The sequence below is a fragment of the Synechococcus sp. A10-1-5-1 genome (assembly GCF_023115425.1).
GTDB lineage: Bacteria > Cyanobacteriota > Cyanobacteriia > PCC-6307 > Cyanobiaceae > Vulcanococcus.
The window spans coordinates 15,142-35,061 of record NZ_CP096032.1 but is presented as its reverse complement, the minus strand read 5'-3'; the positions used below and the strand labels follow the sequence as shown (position 1 = coordinate 35,061).

The 19,920-nt window shown below is 62.3% G+C and carries 21 protein-coding genes; 11 read left to right on the top strand and 10 right to left on the bottom strand.

Annotated elements, in window-relative coordinates:
• Positions 1-15: 15 nt before the first annotated feature.
• On the bottom strand, positions 16-1,419 hold the full coding sequence (locus MY494_RS00180) for a TrkH family potassium uptake protein (protein ID WP_247910734.1): 1,404 nt from the start codon (positions 1,417-1,419) through the stop codon (positions 16-18).
• A 50-nt stretch (positions 1,420-1,469) separates the two neighbouring features.
• Here MY494_RS00180 and MY494_RS00175 point away from each other — a divergent pair, with 50 nt between their 5' ends.
• The gene (locus MY494_RS00175; RefSeq protein ID WP_247910732.1) at positions 1,470-2,474 is read left to right on the top strand and encodes a CNNM domain-containing protein; all 1,005 of its coding nucleotides are present in this window, start codon (positions 1,470-1,472) and stop codon (positions 2,472-2,474) included.
• Here MY494_RS00175 and MY494_RS00170 read toward each other — a convergent pair.
• Both MY494_RS00170 and MY494_RS00165 read right to left on the bottom strand, forming a co-directional pair.
• Positions 2,471-2,932 (bottom strand): DUF2062 domain-containing protein, encoded by a 462-nt coding sequence (locus MY494_RS00170; protein ID WP_247910729.1) that lies wholly within the window; start codon positions 2,930-2,932, stop codon positions 2,471-2,473. The two genes, MY494_RS00175 and MY494_RS00170, sit on opposite strands and share 4 nt — an antisense overlap.
• 32 nt (positions 2,933-2,964) lie before the next feature.
• On the bottom strand, positions 2,965-4,770 hold the full coding sequence (locus tag MY494_RS00165; protein WP_247910728.1) for an SLC13 family permease: 1,806 nt from the start codon (positions 4,768-4,770) through the stop codon (positions 2,965-2,967).
• A 171-nt stretch (positions 4,771-4,941) separates the two neighbouring features.
• Here MY494_RS00165 and MY494_RS00160 point away from each other — a divergent pair, with 171 nt between their 5' ends.
• Positions 4,942-5,370, top strand: coding sequence for an Rrf2 family transcriptional regulator (locus MY494_RS00160; protein ID WP_247910727.1), 429 nt, complete (start codon positions 4,942-4,944; stop codon positions 5,368-5,370).
• On the opposite strand, the gene MY494_RS00155 is transcribed toward MY494_RS00160, so the two are convergent.
• Together MY494_RS00155 and MY494_RS00150 are read right to left on the bottom strand one after the other, a co-directional pair.
• Positions 5,363-5,626: a hypothetical protein gene (locus tag MY494_RS00155; RefSeq protein WP_247910725.1), complete on the bottom strand. Its 264-nt coding sequence runs from the start codon at positions 5,624-5,626 to the stop codon at positions 5,363-5,365. The two genes, MY494_RS00160 and MY494_RS00155, sit on opposite strands and share 8 nt — an antisense overlap.
• Before the next feature lie 97 nt (positions 5,627-5,723).
• Positions 5,724-7,184: an ammonium transporter gene (locus MY494_RS00150; protein WP_247910724.1), complete on the bottom strand. Its 1,461-nt coding sequence runs from the start codon at positions 7,182-7,184 to the stop codon at positions 5,724-5,726.
• A gap of 357 nt (positions 7,185-7,541) precedes the next feature.
• Between MY494_RS00150 and MY494_RS00145 the strand changes: the two genes are divergently transcribed.
• Positions 7,542-7,766, top strand: coding sequence for a DUF4278 domain-containing protein (locus MY494_RS00145; protein ID WP_247910723.1), 225 nt, complete (start codon positions 7,542-7,544; stop codon positions 7,764-7,766).
• 96 nt (positions 7,767-7,862) lie between these two features.
• Entirely contained in the window at positions 7,863-8,081 is a 219-nt protein-coding gene (locus MY494_RS00140) for a hypothetical protein (protein WP_247910722.1), read from the top strand.
• 11 nt (positions 8,082-8,092) lie between these two features.
• On the opposite strand, the gene MY494_RS00135 is transcribed toward MY494_RS00140, so the two are convergent.
• A complete protein-coding gene (locus MY494_RS00135; RefSeq protein WP_247910721.1) occupies positions 8,093-9,178 on the bottom strand; it encodes a calcium/sodium antiporter in 1,086 nt (361 codons plus the stop codon).
• A gap of 56 nt (positions 9,179-9,234) precedes the next feature.
• Positions 9,235-10,344: a DUF389 domain-containing protein gene (locus MY494_RS00130; RefSeq protein WP_247910720.1), complete on the bottom strand. Its 1,110-nt coding sequence runs from the start codon at positions 10,342-10,344 to the stop codon at positions 9,235-9,237.
• Between the two features lie 110 nt (positions 10,345-10,454).
• Between MY494_RS00130 and MY494_RS00125 the strand changes: the two genes are divergently transcribed.
• Positions 10,455-12,146 carry a SulP family inorganic anion transporter gene (locus MY494_RS00125; RefSeq protein WP_247910719.1) on the top strand — a complete coding sequence of 564 codons (1,692 nt, stop codon included), beginning with the start codon at positions 10,455-10,457 and terminating at the stop codon, positions 12,144-12,146.
• Positions 12,147-12,150: 4 nt separating this feature from the next.
• Positions 12,151-13,419: an adenosylmethionine--8-amino-7-oxononanoate transaminase gene (gene bioA / locus MY494_RS00120; protein WP_247910718.1), complete on the top strand. Its 1,269-nt coding sequence runs from the start codon at positions 12,151-12,153 to the stop codon at positions 13,417-13,419.
• Here bioA and MY494_RS00115 read toward each other — a convergent pair.
• Positions 13,416-15,263: an APC family permease gene (locus MY494_RS00115; RefSeq protein WP_247912072.1), complete on the bottom strand. Its 1,848-nt coding sequence runs from the start codon at positions 15,261-15,263 to the stop codon at positions 13,416-13,418. The genes bioA and MY494_RS00115 overlap by 4 nt on opposite strands.
• 70 nt (positions 15,264-15,333) lie before the next feature.
• Here MY494_RS00115 and MY494_RS00110 point away from each other — a divergent pair, with 70 nt between their 5' ends.
• The gene (locus MY494_RS00110) at positions 15,334-15,732 is read left to right on the top strand and encodes a hypothetical protein (RefSeq protein ID WP_247910717.1); all 399 of its coding nucleotides are present in this window, start codon (positions 15,334-15,336) and stop codon (positions 15,730-15,732) included.
• Here the strand turns inward: MY494_RS00110 and MY494_RS00105 are convergent, their stop codons facing one another.
• The gene (locus MY494_RS00105; RefSeq protein ID WP_247910716.1) at positions 15,733-16,167 is read right to left on the bottom strand and encodes a hypothetical protein; all 435 of its coding nucleotides are present in this window, start codon (positions 16,165-16,167) and stop codon (positions 15,733-15,735) included.
• Positions 16,168-16,481: 314 nt separating this feature from the next.
• Here MY494_RS00105 and MY494_RS00100 point away from each other — a divergent pair, with 314 nt between their 5' ends.
• Entirely contained in the window at positions 16,482-17,234 is a 753-nt protein-coding gene (locus MY494_RS00100) for a BMC domain-containing protein (RefSeq protein WP_371820727.1), read from the top strand.
• Between the two features lie 2 nt (positions 17,235-17,236).
• Here MY494_RS00100 and rdgB read toward each other — a convergent pair whose 3' ends face one another.
• Positions 17,237-17,833, bottom strand: coding sequence for an RdgB/HAM1 family non-canonical purine NTP pyrophosphatase (gene rdgB, locus MY494_RS00095; protein ID WP_247910714.1), 597 nt, complete (start codon positions 17,831-17,833; stop codon positions 17,237-17,239).
• Between the two features lie 218 nt (positions 17,834-18,051).
• Between rdgB and MY494_RS00090 the strand changes: the two genes are divergently transcribed.
• The 3 genes from MY494_RS00090 to MY494_RS00080 all read left to right on the top strand — a co-directional run bounded on the left by MY494_RS00090 (position 18,052) and on the right by MY494_RS00080 (position 19,852).
• A complete protein-coding gene (locus tag MY494_RS00090) occupies positions 18,052-19,047 on the top strand; it encodes a sodium-dependent bicarbonate transport family permease (RefSeq protein WP_247910713.1) in 996 nt (331 codons plus the stop codon).
• A 4-nt stretch (positions 19,048-19,051) separates the two neighbouring features.
• Positions 19,052-19,333: a P-II family nitrogen regulator gene (locus tag MY494_RS00085; protein WP_247910712.1), complete on the top strand. Its 282-nt coding sequence runs from the start codon at positions 19,052-19,054 to the stop codon at positions 19,331-19,333.
• 204 nt (positions 19,334-19,537) lie between these two features.
• Positions 19,538-19,852, top strand: coding sequence for a BMC domain-containing protein (locus MY494_RS00080; RefSeq protein ID WP_094587519.1), 315 nt, complete (start codon positions 19,538-19,540; stop codon positions 19,850-19,852).
• Positions 19,853-19,920 lie beyond the last annotated feature (68 nt).

Sequence of the window (19,920 nt, the reverse complement as noted above, 5' to 3'; positions counted from 1 at the left end):
TAAGTGGTGAACCCACTAGACATACAAATCCTCTTTGGGATAGCCAACACGGCTCTGGGGCCGTGGGCCATAGAGCGCCGAGAGCAGCAACAGGATTCCAACCCGACCCACAAACATTCCCACCATCAAGACCAACTGGCCCCAGCGGTTCAGATGGGCCGTCACCCCCAGATCAAGGCCAACGGTGCCGAAGGCTGAGACGCAGGTGAACAGCTTCTCCAGGAAGCTGAAGGACTGCACCTGCTGTTGCCCAAGGGAATTTCCCAACCCCAAGGTCAAAGCCATCAACACCACGAACAATGCCGAGGCCAACGTGACCCCAACGGCCCGCAGCACGGTGGCATCGGGGATCTGCCGGCGGTGGAGCAAGACATGGCTTCGCCCCTGCAGGGTCGAGCGGGTCGCCCCCATCAAGATCGCAAATGTCGTGGTTTTCACCCCGCCGCCGGTGCCGCCAGGGCTGGCACCGATGAACATCAACACGATGATCAACAGCAACCCGGCATCGGTGATCTGATGGGCCGAGAGGGGAATGGTGTTGAAGCCTGCGGTGCGGGTGGTGATCGACTGGAAGAGGACGATCTGCAGTCGCTGAAGGACGCTGTAGGGCTCCATCGCCGATGCGCCGTAGCCGAAGTGCTCAGTAATCAACAGACCAACCGCACCGATCGCGATCAACAGGGCCGTACTGCGAATCACCAGGCGGGTGTGCAGGCTCAGACGACGCAGGCGCCCTAGCCGAAAGCGGTTGTTCCAGATGTCGTTGGCCACCCGCCAACCAATGCCGCCAATGACGATCATGAAGGCGATGACGCCAGTCACCACCGGGTTATCGCGGTAGTTCTCGAGGCTGTTGGACCAGAGGCCAAAACCGGCGTTGTTGTAGGCGCTGATCGCATGAAACATCGACGCCCAGAGCCTCCTGCCGGGATCTTCGATGTCGGTGAAACCAAAGCTGTAAAGCACCACCGTGCCCAAGCCCATCACACAGAGGGCCACCAGCAGGATGCTGTGAAAGGTGGGACCGATTCCGCCAACGCCAAATTCATCAAGGGCGCGCCCCTTATCCAGGCGGTGCCTTAAACCCGACCTTCCCTGCACAAAGCCCTGCAGGAACGTCGTGATCGCCATCAAGCCAAGACCACCGGTGATGATCAGGCCGGCCAGTACAACTTGACCAGCGAAGGTCAAGTCCTGACCGACGTCGATCACCGAGAGACCGGTCACCGTGATCGCCGATGTGGCGGTGAACAGGGCCTGCCAAAGGCCAACGTTGGCGCTCGAGCAGAGCGGCGTGGAGAGGAGCAGCGTCGCCAGAACAATGACCAAGAGGCCCGTCACCACGGTGAATTGCGGCACCGTGAGTTGTTGACGCCAACGCTGCAGCGCCCTAACTGGATTGCTCGAAGACGGGTTCATCCCGCAAACCGTAGGTAAGGTCCGGTCGATCTCGCAGCCTCCACCAGTCGATGAATCCGATCGTTGTGCTGCTGGTGATGGCAGTGCTGATCCTGGTGGGCTCGGCGTTGGCCTCCAGTACGGAGGCCGCCATGCTGACGGTGAATCCGATTCAGGTCCACACCCTTCAGCAACAACGGGTGCCGGGATCACGAGCGCTGGAGCGAATCAAAGCCAGACCCGGCCGCGCCCTGGTGCTGCTGGTGGTGATCAACAACCTCTTCAACATCTCCGGCTCAATCCTGCTCGGCAGTCAGGCCAACCAGGTCTTTGAAGAGATCGGTGGGCGCTGGTCCCTACTGCTGTTCAACGTGGGATTCACGGTGGCCGTGATCCTCTTTGCTGAAATCCTGCCGAAGACAATTGGCAACAGCTTTGCCATGCCGATCTCCTTGATCTCGGCGCGCATCCTTTTGATGCTCGAGCGGTTAACCCTGCCCCTGCTGCTGGTGCTGGAAAAGCTGATGCCCGCCATCACTGCCGAAAACGAACTCACGACCAACGAGCGTGAGATCCACCTGATGGCGCGTCTGGGCTCCCAGCAGGGGCAAATCGAAGCCGATGAGGCGGCAATGATCGGCAAGGTCTTCGCCCTCAATGACCTGACCGCGCGGGATCTGATGGTCTCGCGGGTCGCCACCCCCTCACTCTCGGGCGGCGCTAGCTTGGACTCGGTTCGCCAGGAGATCCTCGAAGCCCCCGATGACGCCTGGTGGGTGGTCCTAGGGGAAGAGGTGGATGAGGTCCTGGGGGTTCAAAGCCGCGAGAGGGCCATGGCTGAACTGCTGAGCGGCGGGGGCTATCGCCTGATCAGCCAGCTCTGCGATGCACCGCAATTTGTGCCGGAGATGATTCGCGCCGATCGACTGCTCACCAGCTTTCGCCGCGGCGACCGCAGTTCCGTGCGGGTTGTCGTCGATGAATTCGGGGCCTTTGTGGGCCTCGTCAGCGCCGCCGACATCCTTGGAGTCCTGGCGGGTTGGAAGCGTGTCCCCAGCGAAACCTCCGAGAGCTAGGTGTGGGCGCTGCCGCGCTTATTGCGCGTGAGCAAGCACCAATAGAGGCCGCCGAACAGCGCAGCACTGGCCAGCCCCACCAACGTGGAGCCCAGCAATAAGCGTGAACTGATCGCGACACCCATCTCCCAAATTGCCCCCTGCTGAAGCGCCTCAAGGGAGGGCAAGGCGGGCCCAGGGCCCAGCACCCTGCAGCCCACGGCGTAGTTGAACCAGTAGAGGGGGATGTAGGTCAGCGGGTTGCTGATCCAGGTACCTGCCGCGGCCAGGATGTGGTTGCCGCGCACCAGGCTGGCCAAGGCGATCCCCAGCAGGGTCTGCAGACCAAAGATGGGAAAACAGCCCATGAACACGCCGGCCGCCAAACCCCGAGCCTTCTGGCCGCGGGTGGCCTCGTGATGCCATAGCCAAAGCAGCCACTGCCTGAGACGCTGCAGCCAACCCTTGGGCCCTCTCATCGAAGGGGATTCCGTCACTGGGGACTCAAGTTCTACAGGCCAAACCAGCGGCAGACCATCCAGGGAACGGCCATGGCCATCGCAACGGTCAACGGGAAGCCGTAGCGGGAGACATCCAAGAAGCGATAGCGACCCGGGCCGTAAACCATCAGGTTGGTCTGGTAGCCAATGGGACTGAGAAAGCTCTGGCTCGCACCGAAGAGCACGATGTAAATCAGCGCCATCGGCGGCAAGCCCAACCCCTGGGCCAGCTGGCCTGCGATCGGAATCAACATGGCAACGGTGGCGGCGTTGCTCATCACCTCCGTCAGGGCCACGGTGAAGAGGAAGACCGCAACCATGGCCCCATAGACCGGCCAGCTGCTCAAGCCGAGGAGCAAGCCCTGGGCTAGGGCCGAAGCCAAGCCTGTTTTCTCCAGCGCAACGCTGAAGCTGGCCAGGGAGCCCAAGAGCACCAGAACATCCAAGCGAACCACCCGCTGCAATTCACCGGCCCGCAGGCAGCCCGTCACCACCATCGCCACCGTGCCAAGCAAGACCGACGCCACCAGGGGAATGAGCTCAAAACTGGGCAACAGCAGCACTAAGGCTGCAATCAGTAGGGCGACGCGCTTGCGGCTGACCGTCGGCAAATCTTTTTCGAGCTGCTCCAGCACCACCAAATCGTTGCTGGCCTGAAGGCCACGGATGGCGTCCTTAGGCCCCTGCAACAACAGGACATCACCCTCGCGCAACGGGGCCCGGCCGAGGCGTTCCCGCAGCACGGCATTGCCGCGGCGCAAGGCCAAGACCGTGGCGTTGTAGCGCTGCCTGAAGCGCAAATCCCGCAGGCAGTCCCCGGCGAGGGTGGAACCTGAGGGCAACAGCACCTCCACCATCCGCTGGCTGTTGTCCTGCTGCAGGCTGACCGGTTGCTCCGGCGTGGGGGCCAGAACCACAGTGTGGTCTTGCTGTAGCCGCAGCAGGTCGTCGCGGTTGCAGCGCAGCAGCAGCCGATCCCCGAGCATCAAGGTGCGATCGGCCAAGGGGGGCATCAACCGATCCTTCCCGCGGTGGAGCTCCAACACATCGAGGTCGAAGCGCCGTTGCAGGCGTGAGGCATGGAGCGATTGACCAATCAGCTCGGAGCCCAAGGGAATCTTCACCTCAGTTAGATACCCACTGCTGGAGAGATCAGCGATCAAGTCGTCGTCATTGCGACCTCGATCAGGAAGGAAACGATCGGCGAGCAGCACCATCAGTGAACCGCCCAGCAGCCAAACCCCCAGACCAATCGGGGTAAAGCTGAACAGCCCAAAGCTGCCATAGCCCAGACGGCTACTGACCTCACTGGCCAACAGATTCACCGAACTGCCAAGCAGGGTGATGGTCCCCCCCAACACCGTCGCGAAGGACAAGGGCAACAGCACCTTTGAGGGGGAGATCCGGCGGCGCTTGCACCAGCCCTCCACCACCGGCAGCAGGCTGGCCACGATCGGCGTGTTGGGGACCACGGCTGAGACGGGCCCAACCACCGTCACCATCAAAGCGATCATCCGCTTCGGGCTGCGAATGGCATCCGAGCCAATCAAGGCCCGCAGGCGATCGAGGGCACCACTGCGAAACAGTCCTGCTGAAATCGCAAACAGACCAGCCAGGGTGATCAGGGCAGGGCTACCAAAGCCCTCCAGAGCCTCCCGCGGCTCAATCACGCGGAAGCTGACGAGCAGGCCAGCGGCCAGCAAGCCCGTGAGGTCCGGCGCAAGCCAACCAGAGATGAACAGCACGACCGAGCCGATCAGCACCAGCAGCGTGATCAGAGCTCCGGGCTGCAGAGCGGCAGCAACAAGATCAGCCAAGACAGTGGCGCTCGGGCAAGCACCACAGACTACAGGCCGTAAAACCCATTAGACCCATCGGGAATTGTGGATAATTGCCGACAGAGGAACGAGAAACCCCTCAGAAAGAGAGCATTGGGCCCCCTCTATTCCCGAGTGCTTTACCGTGTTTTTCAGCCAAAGGCTCGCCCGGTGCCCTTCAACGCCAAAACCAGCTACGGGCTCCTGGCCCTCATCGAACTCGCTGGAATCCAAGCCCAAGGGGGGCGCCTTCAGGTCTCCGCCATCGCCAGCCGTCAGGGCATTCCCGAGCGCTACCTCGAGCAGATGATGACCACCTTGCGCAAAGGGGGCCTACTCATCAGCAGCCGCGGGCCCAAGGGGGGCTATCAACTGGCCAGGCCCGCCGCAGAAATCCGCCTAAGCGAGGTGCTCGACTGCCTGGAAGGTGCGTCAGAACCACAGCAACCGGCCCAGCCCAGCCTTGAGCAACAGGTCTTGCAGTCTCTTGAGGCCAACCTGCAGCAACAGCGACTGGCCCTGCTGGAGTCCACAACCCTGGCCAGCCTCCTGGCACAACGGGATGCTCTGCTGCAGGCTCAAGCGATGTACTTCATCTGAGGGCACTCATCTCCCTTGAGGCAGAGCGGGGCGCGCGGGGAACCCGCTCTATCCAGGGGGAGAGGGTCATCAGCAGCAGCGGGACCACCACCATGCCCAACAGCATCACCACGCCCCAGAAGTGACGCACCACCAAGGTGACGATTGGCACCTGGGCCGATTGGGGCAGCACTTGCTGGCACTCCACGCAAACCAAGCGGGCAGGACGCTGCTGGGTTTTGCTGATCAAGCGAGCACCGCAACGAGGGCAGGGCAAGTCCAGAAACCCCTGGGGCGCCCCATGCTGACAGGCGATCCCTGAGGCCAATAAAAAAGGCCCGCCGAAGCGGGCCGATGGAGAAACGATCAGATCATCACTTCGCGGAAGCGAAGTCGGGGTAAGCCTCCATGCCGTGCTCACCGATGTCGAGACCTTCGATCTCTTCTTGCTCGGTCACACGGATGCCGCCGAAGAGGCCGCCGATGACAGACCAAGCAATCCAGCAGGTCACGATGGTCCAGATGGCGTAGGCCGCGCAGCCCAGGGCCTGGATGCCCAGCTGGCTGATACCACCGCCATTGAGCAGGCCGATGCCAGCGGAGCCGACATCCATGCCATCAACGCCCCAGAGACCGATTACCAAGGTGCCCCAGACGCCGCACACACCGTGCACGGAGAAGGCGCCAACGGGATCATCAATGCCAGCAGCGTCGAGCGCAGAAACCGCGAAGACAACAATGATGCCGCCCACGGCCCCGGCGACCCAGGAACCCACCAAGGTCATGTTGCCGCAACCGGCAGTGATGCTCACCAGACCGGCCAGGATGCCGTTGATGATCATGGTCAGGTCAGGCTTGCCCGAGGTCAGGGTGGAGACCACGGTGGCTGCGATCGCGCCACCGGCAGCAGCCAGGGTGGTGGTGACAGCCACGTAGGGCACGTACTGGTCCATCGCCAGCTCAGAGCCGGGGTTGAAGCCGTACCAGCCGATCCAGAGGATCAGAGCGCCGAGGGTTGCGATCGACATGTTGTGGCCAGGGATGGCCTGGGGCTTGCCGCCCACGAACTTGCCAATGCGGGGGCCCAGCAGCATGGCGCCCACCAGGCCGGCCCAAGCGCCCACGGAGTGGACGATGGAGGAGCCAGCGAAATCAATGAAGCCCAGCTCGCTCAGCCAGCCGCCGTTCCACTGCCAGGAACCGGAGATCGGGTAGATGACAGCGGTCAGAACGAGCGCGAAGATCACGAACTCGCCGAACTTGACGCGCTCAGCCACGAGACCGGAGACGATCGTGGCGGCGGTGCCTGCGAAGGCAGCCTGGAACAGGAAGTCGACGGTGGGAACCAAGGCTCCCTCGGTCACCATCTCAGCGGTGACGGTGGGATCAAAGAACAGGCCGTTGAAATACAGCCAGCCATCCACCACGGATCCGCCGTACATCAGCGAATAACCAATGAACCAGTAGGCGGTCACCGCGAGGGCGAACACAAACAGGTTCTTGGCGAGGATGTTGACGGCGTTCTTCTGGCGACACATCCCGGCTTCGACCATGGCGAAACCGGCGTTCATGAAGATCACCAGGATCGTGGCCACCAGGAGCCACATGTTGTTGGCCAGGAACGCTGCGTTGAGCTCGGGGAGCTCAGCGGCGCGGGCCGAAAGGTTGAACACGCCCAGGCCGAAAAGTGCCAGGGGCACACAAGCCAACCAGGTCAGCGAACGGCCGGAGGACAGTCCTCGCACCTTGCGGAGCAGAAGCTGAGGAGCCTCCAGCAAGCTCGCTTCCTGCAGGCTCTTCGACCGAGGCCGAGAGACAGGAGAAGCAACAGTCATCAAAAAGCAGTCGCTGGGTGGATGACGGATTACCGCCATTAGATGCCAATGTTCCGCATCACAGACCACCGTCAAGGTTGCATTCGCTACCAATTCGCAAGTCCATCTGGAATTGCACTCAGGCCGCAGAAGGAAAGTGAAGAAAAAACGTTCAGTGGACCACAGTAACTATTACAAAAAAGACAAAAAAGGGGCTTTTGTTCACTCTGAACATTCTTCATCCGCTAGAAATGCTGCAGAAGGACAAAACGTTGAGTGAGCCCCCTTTGGGCCTGGCTCCACCGGAAGTAGCCCACCGCGAGGCGAAGCAACGCTCCTTCCCACGAAGCGGACAACCAGCCAACCCTTCGAGGCCCGATGACCACCATGAGCAAACTCCAGTACCGCGGCGTCACTTACGACAACGCCACCCACGAACAGCCCACCAGCGCTCGCGTTGAGCACGCCTACCGCGGCCAACACTTCGATGCGCCCCTCCGTCACGAAGCGGCTTCAGTCGACACCACTGTCGATCTGCAGTACCGCGGGCACCACTACCACCACCGCCAAGCCGAGGCCGCTGCCCAGGTGAACCAAGGCTGATCACGTCAGAAAACCAAGCCTTCTGGTTTTGGTTCGCATTGATACAACAGCATCCACAACCTCCCCCTCCAATGGGGGGAGGTTTTTTTGTGGGCCATGGACATCACCTTGACGTCCGTCGGAGAGAGCTACAACCTCAAGCACCGCAGCGTGATGGGGATGCTCTGGCTCCAGACCCACTTTGCTGATGAGACCTGGGATCTGATTTGCTCAGGGAAAGTGATTCTCAACCGCCAGAGCAGCGAAAGCCTCTACAAGGACGCCACCGCTGCAGGCGTGAGTGTGTCCATGCTTCCCAGCGTCGTTCTGCAATGACCCGCGATTGACTACCCCGCAGCCTTGCGCTGCTGCATCCATCGCAGAGATGTCCAGGTGAGGAAGACCAGCACCAGGGGCAAAACCGCCACCAGCACGAAGAGTCGAAATTCATCGATCCCCGGAGCAGCCGTACTGCTCAGGATCTGTTCAATCAAATAGAGGCCATAGGCCCCCAGCAAGAGCCAACCCTCCAGGCGATTAATCACACCGCCGCTCCAGAAAATCGGCAAGCAAGCCAGGGTCGTTAGCACCATCACCGGGAAGTCACGGCGCAGTAATTCAGGGCTCACCAAGAGACCGTCCTGGCCGGAGAGCAAGGCACACAAACCCAGAATCAACAGCTGGTTGAGCAGGTTGCTGCCCACCACGTTGCCGATGGCGAGATCCGCCTTGCCCCGATAGGCCGCCACCAGGGACGTCACCAACTCAGGCATGGAGGTGCCGGCCGAGACGATTGTCAAACCGATGACTGCCTCGCTGACCCCAAGGGTTTGGGCTGCGGCAATGGCGCCTTTGATCAGGACCTGGGAGCCCACCACCAGCAGGACCAGACCCAAGGCCAACTTGAAGAGGGCCACAGGGGTGGTCGACGCCCCCTCGGCGTCAATGTCATCAAGACCGTCCTCGTGGTCTTCCCTCGCCGAGCGGACTTCCCAGACCAACGTGATCACCAGGGCGGTCAACAGGGCCAAGCCCGCCACCCAGGTGAAGCTTCCTGATGAGGCCATGGCCCAAGTGGCCATCGAAACTGCAAGCAGCAAGGGAACATCGCGGCGCACCAAGCGACTGCGGACCCGCAGGGATGTAATCGCCGCGCTGGCACCCAAAACCACCATCACGTTGAAGATGTTGGAGCCGAGAACATTGCTCACCGCAATGGAGTCGCCGCCGGAGCTGCCCTGCAGCGTCGAGAGCAAGCTCACGAACAGCTCGGGAGCGCTGGTGCCAAAGGCAACGACCGTCAGGCCAATGACGATCTGAGGAATGCCAAGCAGCAGCGAGAGAGCCACGGCCCCGGCCACGAACAGTTCACCCCCTCCAAACAGGAGCAAGATGCCGGCGACGATCTCCAGAAGGGTGAGGGCGTCAGGCATGGCCAGCAGCGGACTGGCCCAATTGTGCACAGAACAGCAGAAATGTCTTCAGCCCGTTAACCCTGCGCTGCAGGAACCGCAGAGGAGTTAGGAGCAGAAGGTTCTGCGGGAGCAGGGGCCTGCTCATCCTTCTCAGGGCTCAGTTCCTGGGGCTCCTCCACTGGTGTTGGCTCTGGATTGGGTTCGGTTTCAGGACCGATCACATCGATCGACACCCGTTGAACCAACAGGCGGTAGCGGAACTTTTGGGTCTTGTTGATGAAGTCCTGAACGGCCGCAACCTGTTTTGGGGTGGGCAGGTTGGGGCGACTCACCCGCACAGCAGCCTTAATTAATGGCGGGTTCTGACTCCAATCGATCTTGACGTCGGTGAGTTCCGAGTCCCGCCCCAAGGTGATGGTGTTTTGACGCAGGCTCTCGGTGATGGCACGCTCGACCTCTTCCAGGGCCTGCCTCTGCTGCGCTTGACCCAGCAGTGTCACAAAGCCACCCGTCAGTGGGATCAAGAGCAATCCGGTGAGCAGCAAACTCACGAGTCCCATCTGACTGCGGAAGAGCTGCTGGCGCAGGCTCGCCTGGGTGGCCACCAAGGTCAGCAATCCCCCCGAAAGAATGCCCAGCAGGTTGGCGGCAAACAGCAGGGCTGCTCCCCTGGCTGGTTCCCACTGCTGAAGCGACAGCAACAGGCCCAGTACACAGACCGGAGGCACCAAGGCCACCGCAATCGCTGTGCCTGCAACGGATGACACCGCCTCCGGCTTGAGGCGGCCGTAGGTCGCCACGGACCCCGCCACCAAAGCAATGCCCAAATCCAGCAGGTTCGGCGTGGTGCGCCCCAGCACCTCATCGCCCAGGACCGGCAGGTTGGCCACCCAACCCAGGGCCGCTGAGGTCAGCACCGTGATGCCGACGCCCACGGCCAGGGTCAGCAACGCACGGCCCACCAGGGCCAGTCGCCCCTCAAGGATCGCGAAGGAGGCGCTGCGCAGGGGCAGGATCCAAGGGGCGATCAACATCGCGCCAATCACCACCGCAGCGCTGTCAGCCAACAGCCCCAAGGTGGCAATCAAGCTCGCCGCAACCGTGAGCACGACATAGGACTGATCCAGGCGGGCTTCCCGCTCAAAGCTGGCCTCCAAGGACGCCAGGCTGGTGGGCTCGCCCATGGATCGCTCAAAGGTCTCGGCCTCAGGATGGCCGATTCGCCAGCGCACTGCCGCCTGAGCCCCAATCGATTCCGCTCAGACGTAGCGTCGTGCTTCCACTCTCAGCGGTCATGACACCGGCGTCGACGTCCCAACGAGCGTCAAGCTTTCGCCTACTCAACCAGATCAGCACGAACAACATCAAAGGGGATCTCTTTGGCGGCGTAACGGCCGCCGTGATCGCCCTGCCCATGGCTCTGGCCTTTGGTGTGGCTTCCGGAGCTGGTGCGGCCGCAGGCCTATGGGGTGCCGTGCTGGTGGGGCTCTTCGCCGCCCTCTTCGGCGGGACCCCCAGCCTGATCTCCGAGCCCACCGGTCCAATGACCGTGGTGATGACGGCCGTGATTGCGAGCTTGACCGCCCGCAATCCCGAGCACGGCCTGGCTATGGCCTTCACCGTTGTGATGCTGGCCGGCCTGTTCCAGATCGCCTTCGGCCTGCTCAGGCTCGGTCGCTATGTGACCCAGATGCCCTACACGGTCATCTCAGGCTTCATGAGCGGGATCGGTCTCATCCTGATCATCCTGCAGCTGGGCCCCTTCCTCGGTCAGGCCAGCCCCAAGGGCGGAGTGATGGGCACCCTCAGCAACCTGCCGCAGCTGCTAAGCAACGCCCGGCCCACGGAGATCACCTTGGCGGTGATCACCATGGCGATTCTCTGGTTAACCCCAGCAGCCCTGAAAAAAATCGCCCCGCCCCAACTGATTGCATTGGTGGTCGGCACGGTGCTTTCCATCACGGTCCTCTCCGGCGGCGGCGGCGGGGAAGAGATTCGCCGCATCGGAGAGATCGCCTCCGGCTTCCCTGCCCTGCAGCTGCCCCACTTTGAACTGGGTGAACTGCAACTGATGCTGGTGGATGCCGCCGTGCTGGGGATGCTCGGCTGCATCGATGCACTGCTGACCTCGGTGGTGGCCGACAGCATCACCCGCACTGAGCACAACTCCAACAAAGAACTGATTGGTCAAGGCCTCGGCAACCTGGCCTCCGGCCTCTTCGGTGGTCTCCCCGGCGCCGGGGCCACCATGGGCACGGTCGTCAACATTCAGAGCGGCGGCCGCAGTGCCCTCTCTGGCATTAGCCGGGCCCTAATCCTGATGGTGGTGATCCTCGCCCTCACTGGCGTGGCCGCCCAGATTCCCCAGGCCGTCCTCGCGGGTATCGCCCTGAAGGTGGGTGTCGACATCGTCGACTGGGGCTTCATCAAGCGCGCCCATCGCATCTCGATCAGCGGTGCGCTGATCATGTACCTGGTGATCGCCCTCACCGTTCTGGTGGACCTCATCGCTGCCGTGGGTGTGGGCGTCTTCATCGCCAACATCCTCACCATCGACAAGATGAGCGCTCTACAAAGCAAGAGCGTCAAGTCGATCAGCACAGGTGACGGCGACCTCGAAATCAGCGACGAGGAACGCCAACTGCTGGATCAAGCCAAGGGCCAGGTGCTCCTCTTCCAGCTCAACGGAGCCATGATTTTTGGCGTCGCCAAGGCGATCGGCCGCGAGCACAACGCCATTGGCGATTGCCGCGCGGTGGTCTTCGACCTCACCGAGGTCTCCCACCTGGGGGTCACAGCAGCCCTCGCTGTGGAAAACGCAGTGGAGGAGGCCATCGAGAAAGGCCGCGATGTCTTCGTGGTGGGGGCCAGCGGCACCACCAAGCGCCGCCTGGAGAAGCTTGGTCTCTACAAAAAGCTGCCCGCTGAACGCACCGGGTTGGACCGTCGCCTGGCCCTGCAGCAGGCCGTCAGCGCCATCGCTTAAAGCCATGGCTTGGCATCCCCACCTCTGGCACCCGATCACCCAGGTGGCGCGCAGCGACGCGCCGCAGCGGGTGGTGCGAGCCCAGGGTTCTCTGCTTCAACTCGAAGACGGCAGGGAACTAATCGATGCCATCAGCAGTTGGTGGGTCACCCTCCACGGCCACGCGGAACCCAGCATCGCCGAAGCCATCGGCCGCCAGGCCCAACAGCTGGAGCAGGTGATCTTTGCCAACTTCAGCCACAGCCCTGCCGAACAGCTCGCCAGCCGCCTCAGTGCCCTAACCGGTTTGGAGCGGCTCTTCTTCTCCGACAACGGCTCCAGCGCTGTCGAGGTGGCCCTCAAGATGGCCTGGCAGTGGTGGCGAAACCAAGGCAGTGAACGCCGCCAATTGATTGCCTTTGAAGGGGCTTATCACGGCGACACCTTTGGGGCGATGGCCGTCGGCGATCGCTCGGTCTTCACCGAAGCCTTCGAGGACTTGCTCTTCGATGTCACCCGGCTGCCCTGGCCTGCCACCCACTGGGGGGACGAGCAGGTGGAAGAGCGGGAAGCGGCCGCGCTGGCGGTCCTCAGCGAGGCCCTACAGACACCCACCGCGGCGCTGATCGTTGAGCCCCTGATCCAGGGGGCTGCGGGGATGCGCATGGTGCGCCCTCAATTTCTCAAGGCCGTCGCCGAACTGGTGCAATCCAGCGGTGCCCTGCTCATTGCCGATGAAGTGATGACAGGTTTCGGCCGCACCGGAGCGGTGTTTGCCTGCCAGCGGGCTGGCATCCAGCCAGACCTCGTGGCCCTCTCCAAGGGGCTCACCGGTGGCTTTCTTCCGATGGCCGTCACGATGGCCAGTGAGCGGATCTATGCCGGCTTCATCAGCGAGAGCGAACCCACCGCAACCTTCTTCCACGGCCACAGCTTCACCGCCAATCCCTTGGGCTGTGCCGCCGCCCTGGCCAGCCTGGATCTGCTCGAGGCCAACCCAGAGCGCTACAGCGGCTTTGAAGCGCGCCATCAACCGCACCTGACAGCCCTCGCAAACCACCCCAAGGTCCTGCACGCCCGTTGCACCGGCACCGTGGCCGCCTTCGAACTCGATGCCGGCGAGACCAGTTACTTGAACCCAATTGGCAAAACCGTCCAGCGCCACTGCATCGAGCAGGGCGTCTACCTCAGACCTCTGGGCAATGTCGTTTATCTGCTGCCACCGCTCTGCACGAGCGATGCACAACTGGAGCAGTGCTACGAAGCACTGCGGTCCTGCCTCGAGCAGCTCTAGGCCGGAGGGAAGTAACGAACCAAGGTGAAGACCCTGCTGCGCTGCGCGTTGAGGGCCTGCCGCATGTTCACGCCGCGCTGGTTGAGCAGCAGGTGATCAAAGCGCCGTCTGGGGATCGCCATCGGCATCACGATCGTGAACTGACTGTCCGGGCAGCGGGCTTCCTCTTCCGCCACGAACTGGGCAAAGGGATCGATCAAGGAGGCGAATGGACTCTCCAGCAAGCGCAACTCAAATTGGGGGGCATCACCCACAAGGCGGTGCCAGCGCTGCCGCAACGCCTCAAAGTCGTCGTTGGGTTCACAGACCCAGACGCCAATGACGCGATCGGAGACCTGGGCGGCGTAGCGCAGGGCCTCCAGCGTGGGACGGCTCCAGGAGGCCAGCCAGACGATGCTCTGGTTCTCCAAGACGTCCTGGCGATCGGGCCAGGGGACCGAGCAATCCTCCCCGGGCTGCAGCTCGATCGCGTCATAGACCCGTTGGTAACGGCGCCGAATCCCGGCCAGTCCCCAAACCAGAAGGGGGAGGAGGAGCACCACGATCCAAGCCCCCTCATCAAATTTGCTCACGACAATCACGGCAAACACCACGCCCGTCGTGATCGCCCCCAGGGCATTCATTGCCAGCCGGCCGCTCCAGCCCTTCCCTCGCCGCAGCCACCAATGCCTAACCAAGCCCGCCTGGGACAGGGTGAACGCCAGGAAGACACCCAAGGCATAGAGGTTGATGGCGACATTGGTGTTGCCGCGGCAGACCACGATCACCAGGGCCGAGACCAGCAGCAGCAGCCCAATGCCGTTCTGGAACACCAGGCGATCCCCTAGCCAGGCCATTTGACGCGGCAGATAGCGGTCTTTGGCCAGCAGCGCCGCCAAGCGCGGAAAACCGGAGAAGGCTGTGTTGGCCGCCAATCCCAAGATCAACAGCGTGCTGATCTGCAGGCACCAATAGAGGGGATTGCTGGGACCGAACACCCGCAGACCGATCTGGGCCAGAACGGTGCGGTCGGGGTTGGGGGCAATCCCGTACAAAAAGGCCAAGCCGCTGACGGCCAGAAACAGCAGGGCCAGCAACAACCCCATCACCATCAGCGTGCGCTGGGCCCGGCGGGCCGCGGGCTCACGGAAGACCTTCACGCCATTGGCGATCGCCTCAATGCCGGTCATGGCCGAACAGCCGGCACTGAAGGCCCGCAAAACCAGAAACAGGCCAAGGGGCTCCAGGGCGGCGACCGCCGGTGGTGCATCCGGGCGGAAGCCATGGGTCAACACCATGTTCTGCAGGCCCAAGAGGGCCAGCAGCGCCACCATCACCACAAAGGAGTAGGTGGGCAGGACAAACAGGCGGCCGGCTTCCTTGAGACCGCGCAGATTCGCCCAGCCCACCAGGGCCAAAAGCAGCAGCGACAGACTGGTTTCATGGGCAAGTAGGCCGGGCAGCAGGGAGCTCAGGGCCTGGGCCGCCGCCATCAAGCTCACCGCAGCGGTCAGGGTGTAATCCACCAGCAGCGCCGCCGCCGCCACCAGCCCGGCCCAGGCGCCGAGGTTCTCCCTGGCCACGACATAGGAACCACCGCCCTCGGGGTAGGCCTCGATCGCCTGCCTGTAGGAGAGCACCACGACCGCAATCAAGCCAACGATGCAGACCGTGATCGGCAGGGATAGCCCGAGGGCCGCACTGCCGGCCAGGAGCAAGACCCCAAGGGCAGCCTCGGTTGCATAGGCCACCGAGGAGAGGGCATCCGACGAGAGGATCGGCAGCGCAATCAGGCTGGGGAGACGCTGCGCGTCAGCCTCAGAGCGCGGCAGAGGACGCCCTAGAAGACGACGGGCAAAGGACAGCACCCCTGTGGCGTGCAACTGGCTTCACCATGGCCGGATCTGCGCTTGCTGGCATCCCACAACCCATGCCATGACAGAGGCACCCCATTGGGGGGAGTCCGTGCGCTCCAGCCTCAACGACCTTCTGGAACAACTGGTGCTGCGGGGTTGGGCCAAGCTTGACCTGCCATCCGGGGTTCCCAAAGTCACACCGGAGTGCCCCTGGTGGAGCATTGACCTGGGGCCCATCACGACCGTTTCCCTCCACCCCTGGCCCGGCGGCCTATTGGAGTTCAGCATCTGCGTGCTGATCGATGCTGAGGACCACATCCAGTCCTACGAACTGGAATGCAATGCCATGCCCGTCCCCGTGGCCCTCATCAACTGGTGGGGAGGACTGGAGATTGCTCTGCTGCAGGGGGAAACCCTGAAAGACCAGCTGATCGCCGCCTGGGACCAAGAGATCAGCGCTGGCGGCGAATTGCCTTAATCAGCCGAAGCGACGACGACCGTCGTTGAAGCTTGCAAAGCTCGTGACCTCACCCCGACGCTCCTGGGCAGAAGCGGTTTGGGCGAGCTTCCAGACATTGCGGCTGATCCGCCGGGCACGCAGGCCACCACGCTCCACCTCAGCGCCGCCGGGGCGAGCTCCCATCAGATAGGTCACCTCAGCGGTGGAGAGGGGTGCGCCCGTTTGCAGAGCCAACTGGGTTAGCTCCAAGCGATGGCGCAGGGCCGAGACATCACAGGAACCGCCGTCCTCCGCCTCACTCCAAACCCAAGGCAGATCACCTTGGGCGGCGAGCTTCTGCATCAGGGTCATGCTGACGAGAGCCAGAGCCTGATCTGCGTTGAGATCACCGCCCTCTTGAACGGAAGCAGCGCCCTGGGCGGGCGCAGAAGAGGCAGAGCGCTTAGCAGCCACGGGCAGTCCTGCGGGGATGGCCGGACGGTACCGGCTCTCGCCCGCGGCGCAAGACCCCAGAGACAAGCGGACATCAGCTGCGGCGCAACCAATCCGGGGCAAACCCAAACCAATCGCCGAGATCCCCTGGATCCTCTGGATCACCTCCCTCAAGCCAGCTCCGGGAAAACAGAGATCGGGCAGTAAGATCACCCCGCTCCTCCCGCTGGTCAGCTGAGGACCTCACCGCCGCTGAAGCGGCGCTGAACCAACTTCAGGGAGCACCCGACCCCTTGATCGAACGCAATCCCAGGCGACGCAGTTCATCGGTCCAGATCACTGGCACCGACCTGGGATTCAGCGGCAGTGGCACCTCGCTGGATGAGCTCCACCCATCGGCAGCCAGCTGCGTCATTACCACCGACAGCGAAGCGCGGCTGGTCAGCCAAGCCAGTGCGGTCGAATCGATCGAGCTGCGCACTTACGTTTTCCTCGATTCGCTTCAGCCCCAACTCGCCACCTATATGGGAACGGTGAGCCAGGGCTTTCTGCCCATTCCAGGCGACGCATGCCTCTGGCTGGAGGTTTCCCCGGGCATGGCCGTTCACCGGGTCACGGACATCGCCCTCAAGGCGAGCACGGTTCGGCTCGGCCAGATGATTGTCGAGCGGGCCTTCGGATCGCTCGCCCTCTATCACCGCGACCAGAGCAATGTGCTCCACTCCGGCGATGTGGTGCTCGAGGCGATCGGCAGCAGTGTCCATGAGCGAACCCGCTGCAGCGTGACCTGGACTGAAGTCATCCGGGCGATCACCCCGGACCACGCCGTGCTGATTAACCGTCAGAACCGGCGCGGCTCCATGATCCAGGCCGGCATGAGCATGTTCATCCTGGAGACCGAACCTGCCGGTTACGTCCTGCTGGCGGCCAACGAAGCCGAAAAGTCCAGCAACATCACGGTCGTTGACGTCAAAGCCGTGGGTGCCTTTGGCCGACTGACCCTGGCGGGCTGGGAAGGGGATGTGAACGAAGCCGCCGCCGCTGCCATGCGCGCGGTCGAACAAATCAACCTGCGCTCGGGCCGCTGAATTCAGGCCAAACCAAAGATCTCCTTTAAGCCTGGAGCCAAAGCGCGGGCAGCTTTGCCGCGGGATCCCAATTTGTCCTTTAGGTGCTGGCCCATCTGGGCGTAGGTCAACCCTGCCTCACGCACCCAGAAGATCGGGTCATAGCCACCGCCTTGGCCCCGGGGGCTGGCGAGGATCTCACCGCGACAAATCCCCTGGGATTCGAGCACCGGGCGACCTTGCGGGTCTGACAGAACCATCGCACTGTTGAAGCTGCCGCTGCGGTAAGGGCTCGTGCCCAATTCCTTGAGCAGCCGTTGAATGCGTTCAGGGTCGCTCGCGGCGTAGCGCGCCGAATAGAGCCCAGGCGCACCACCGAGGGCATCCACCTCCAGGCCGGAATCGTCAGCCAAGGCCCATTGGCCCGTCAGCTGGGCCACGGCGCAAGCCTTCAAGCGAGCATTTTCCAGATAGGTCGTGCCAGTTTCTTCAACCTCCAGACCATCCGGCTGCTGACGGACCTCCAGGGCAACGGCGTCAAGCATCGACTGGATCTCGGCCACCTTGTAAGGGTTGCCACTGGCAATCACCAAGATCGGATGGGGAGTGCCAGGTCGCATCCAATAACGCCAGGGGACGCCATTGTGCCGTCAAAAGGGGTGAGGCAGGTTGGGTTGAACATTCCACCCCAGAAAAATCCAGGGGCACCTGCCTCAGTTGAACCGTAGGGAGACTCCCTTGGCCCTGCAAGAGCCTTATTGCCGGATATGTGAAGCCTTGAACAGTTTGAGACCTCACCCCTAGCGTCAAGAATCGGCGCCTCTGAGCGGGTTCATTAATGGATACCAGCCTGGTTCTCCAGAACCTGTTTACCCCCCCCGTCCTGTTCTTCTTTCTGGGCGTTCTCGCCGTGTTGCTGGGCTCGGATCTTGAGATTCCAGCGCCACTGCCGAAGCTCTTTTCGCTCTATCTCTTGCTGGCCATCGGCTTTAAAGGCGGCCTCGAACTACAGCACAGCGGCATCAGTGGTCAGGTCCTCCCGACGATTGGCGCGGCGGTCTTGATGTCGCTCGCCGTCCCCCTCTATTCCTATGGGGTCTTGCGCTGGAAGCTGGACAGCTTCAATGCGGCTGCGATCGCCGGGACCTATGGCTCAATTTCGGCGGTGACCTTCATTACGGCCGAAAGCTTTCTGGAAACCCAACAGCTGCAGCACGACGGGTTCATGGTGGCGGCGTTGGCCCTCATGGAATCGCCGGCGATCATTGTTGGGCTTCTGCTTGTGAAGCTGGCAGGGCCACAGCAACGTCCCAACGACGGGGGGATGCGATGGGGGGCGGTGCTGCACGAAGCGCTGCTGAATGGATCGGTTTACTTGTTGATCGGCAGCTTGTTGGTGGGTTTCCTTAGCGCCGCCCAGAGTCCAAGCAGTGTCGAAAAAATGCTGCCCTTCACCGACCAATTGTTCTACGGAGCCCTGAGCTTTTTCCTGCTGGACATGGGCATCGTTGCCGCCCAACGCATCCGCGAGCTGAAGGAAGCCGGAGGCTTTCTTATCGGCTTTGCCGTGCTGATGCCACTGTTTAATGCCGCCCTGGGCACCTTGATTGCCAAAGGATTGGGGCTTGGTCCAGGCAATGCTCTGCTGTTTGTGGTGCTTTGCGCGAGCGCCTCCTACATCGCGGTACCAGCGGCGATGCGGATGACGGTGCCGGAAGCCAACCCCAGCTTCTACATCTCCACGGCCCTGGGATTGACCTTCCCCTTCAACATCCTGATCGGGATCCCGCTCTACATGGCCCTGATCAATAAGGTCCTCCCTGCCGCCAGCTGAGCCGATGAAACGTCTCGATTTAATCGTCAGCGAGCGCGAGCTCGAGGCCATCCTCAAGGCGATCGACGGGGCGGGGTCCCCGGGTTACACGGTGATGAAACACGTCACAGGCAAGGGGCCCCATGGCGCTGTCTCCGAGTCAATGGACTTCAGCGGCCTTGGGGCCAATGCCCATGTCGTCGTTTTTTGCGAATCCGACATCGCTGAAGAACTGCGAACCGCACTCAGGCCACTGCTGGAGTACTACGGCGGGGTGGGCTATCTCTCTGAGGCGGAATCGCTCTAGCTGCAGTGCTTTTGGAGACCTCAAGCGGGCTCTGCTCAGTCAGCTTCAGAAGCATCTCCAAAGTTTTGTGATGCACTGATCAGCCCCGCTTATCTGACACTGCTGTGACGGTGATCGTGATTGTCGACCAAATGTCTTGACTTACGGATCGTTGCCGAAGCAAGGTTGCTGGCGAACATTCCACCCCTCCTCCAGGAGCAGGTAATGGCTAACGAAACCATGGGCATCGCCCTCGGCATGATCGAGACCCGGGGTCTGGTCCCCGCGATCGAAGCCGCTGACGCCATGACCAAGGCAGCCGAAGTGCGCCTGATTGGTCGCGAATTCGTGGGCGGCGGTTACGTCACCGTTCTGGTCCGCGGCGAAACCGGTGCTGTGAACGCAGCCGTTCGCGCTGGCGCCGATGCATGCGAGCGCGTGGGTGATGGCCTGGTTGCCGCCCACATCATTGCCCGTCCCCACCGTGAAGTGGAGCCTGCTCTGAACAGCAGCGCCGGCTTCGTTGGTTCGAAGGATTGAGGCCTGAGTTAGGCCAGTGATGGCCACTCATCCCTCTGACTTATTTCCCTCGACCCACTCGGAGACTC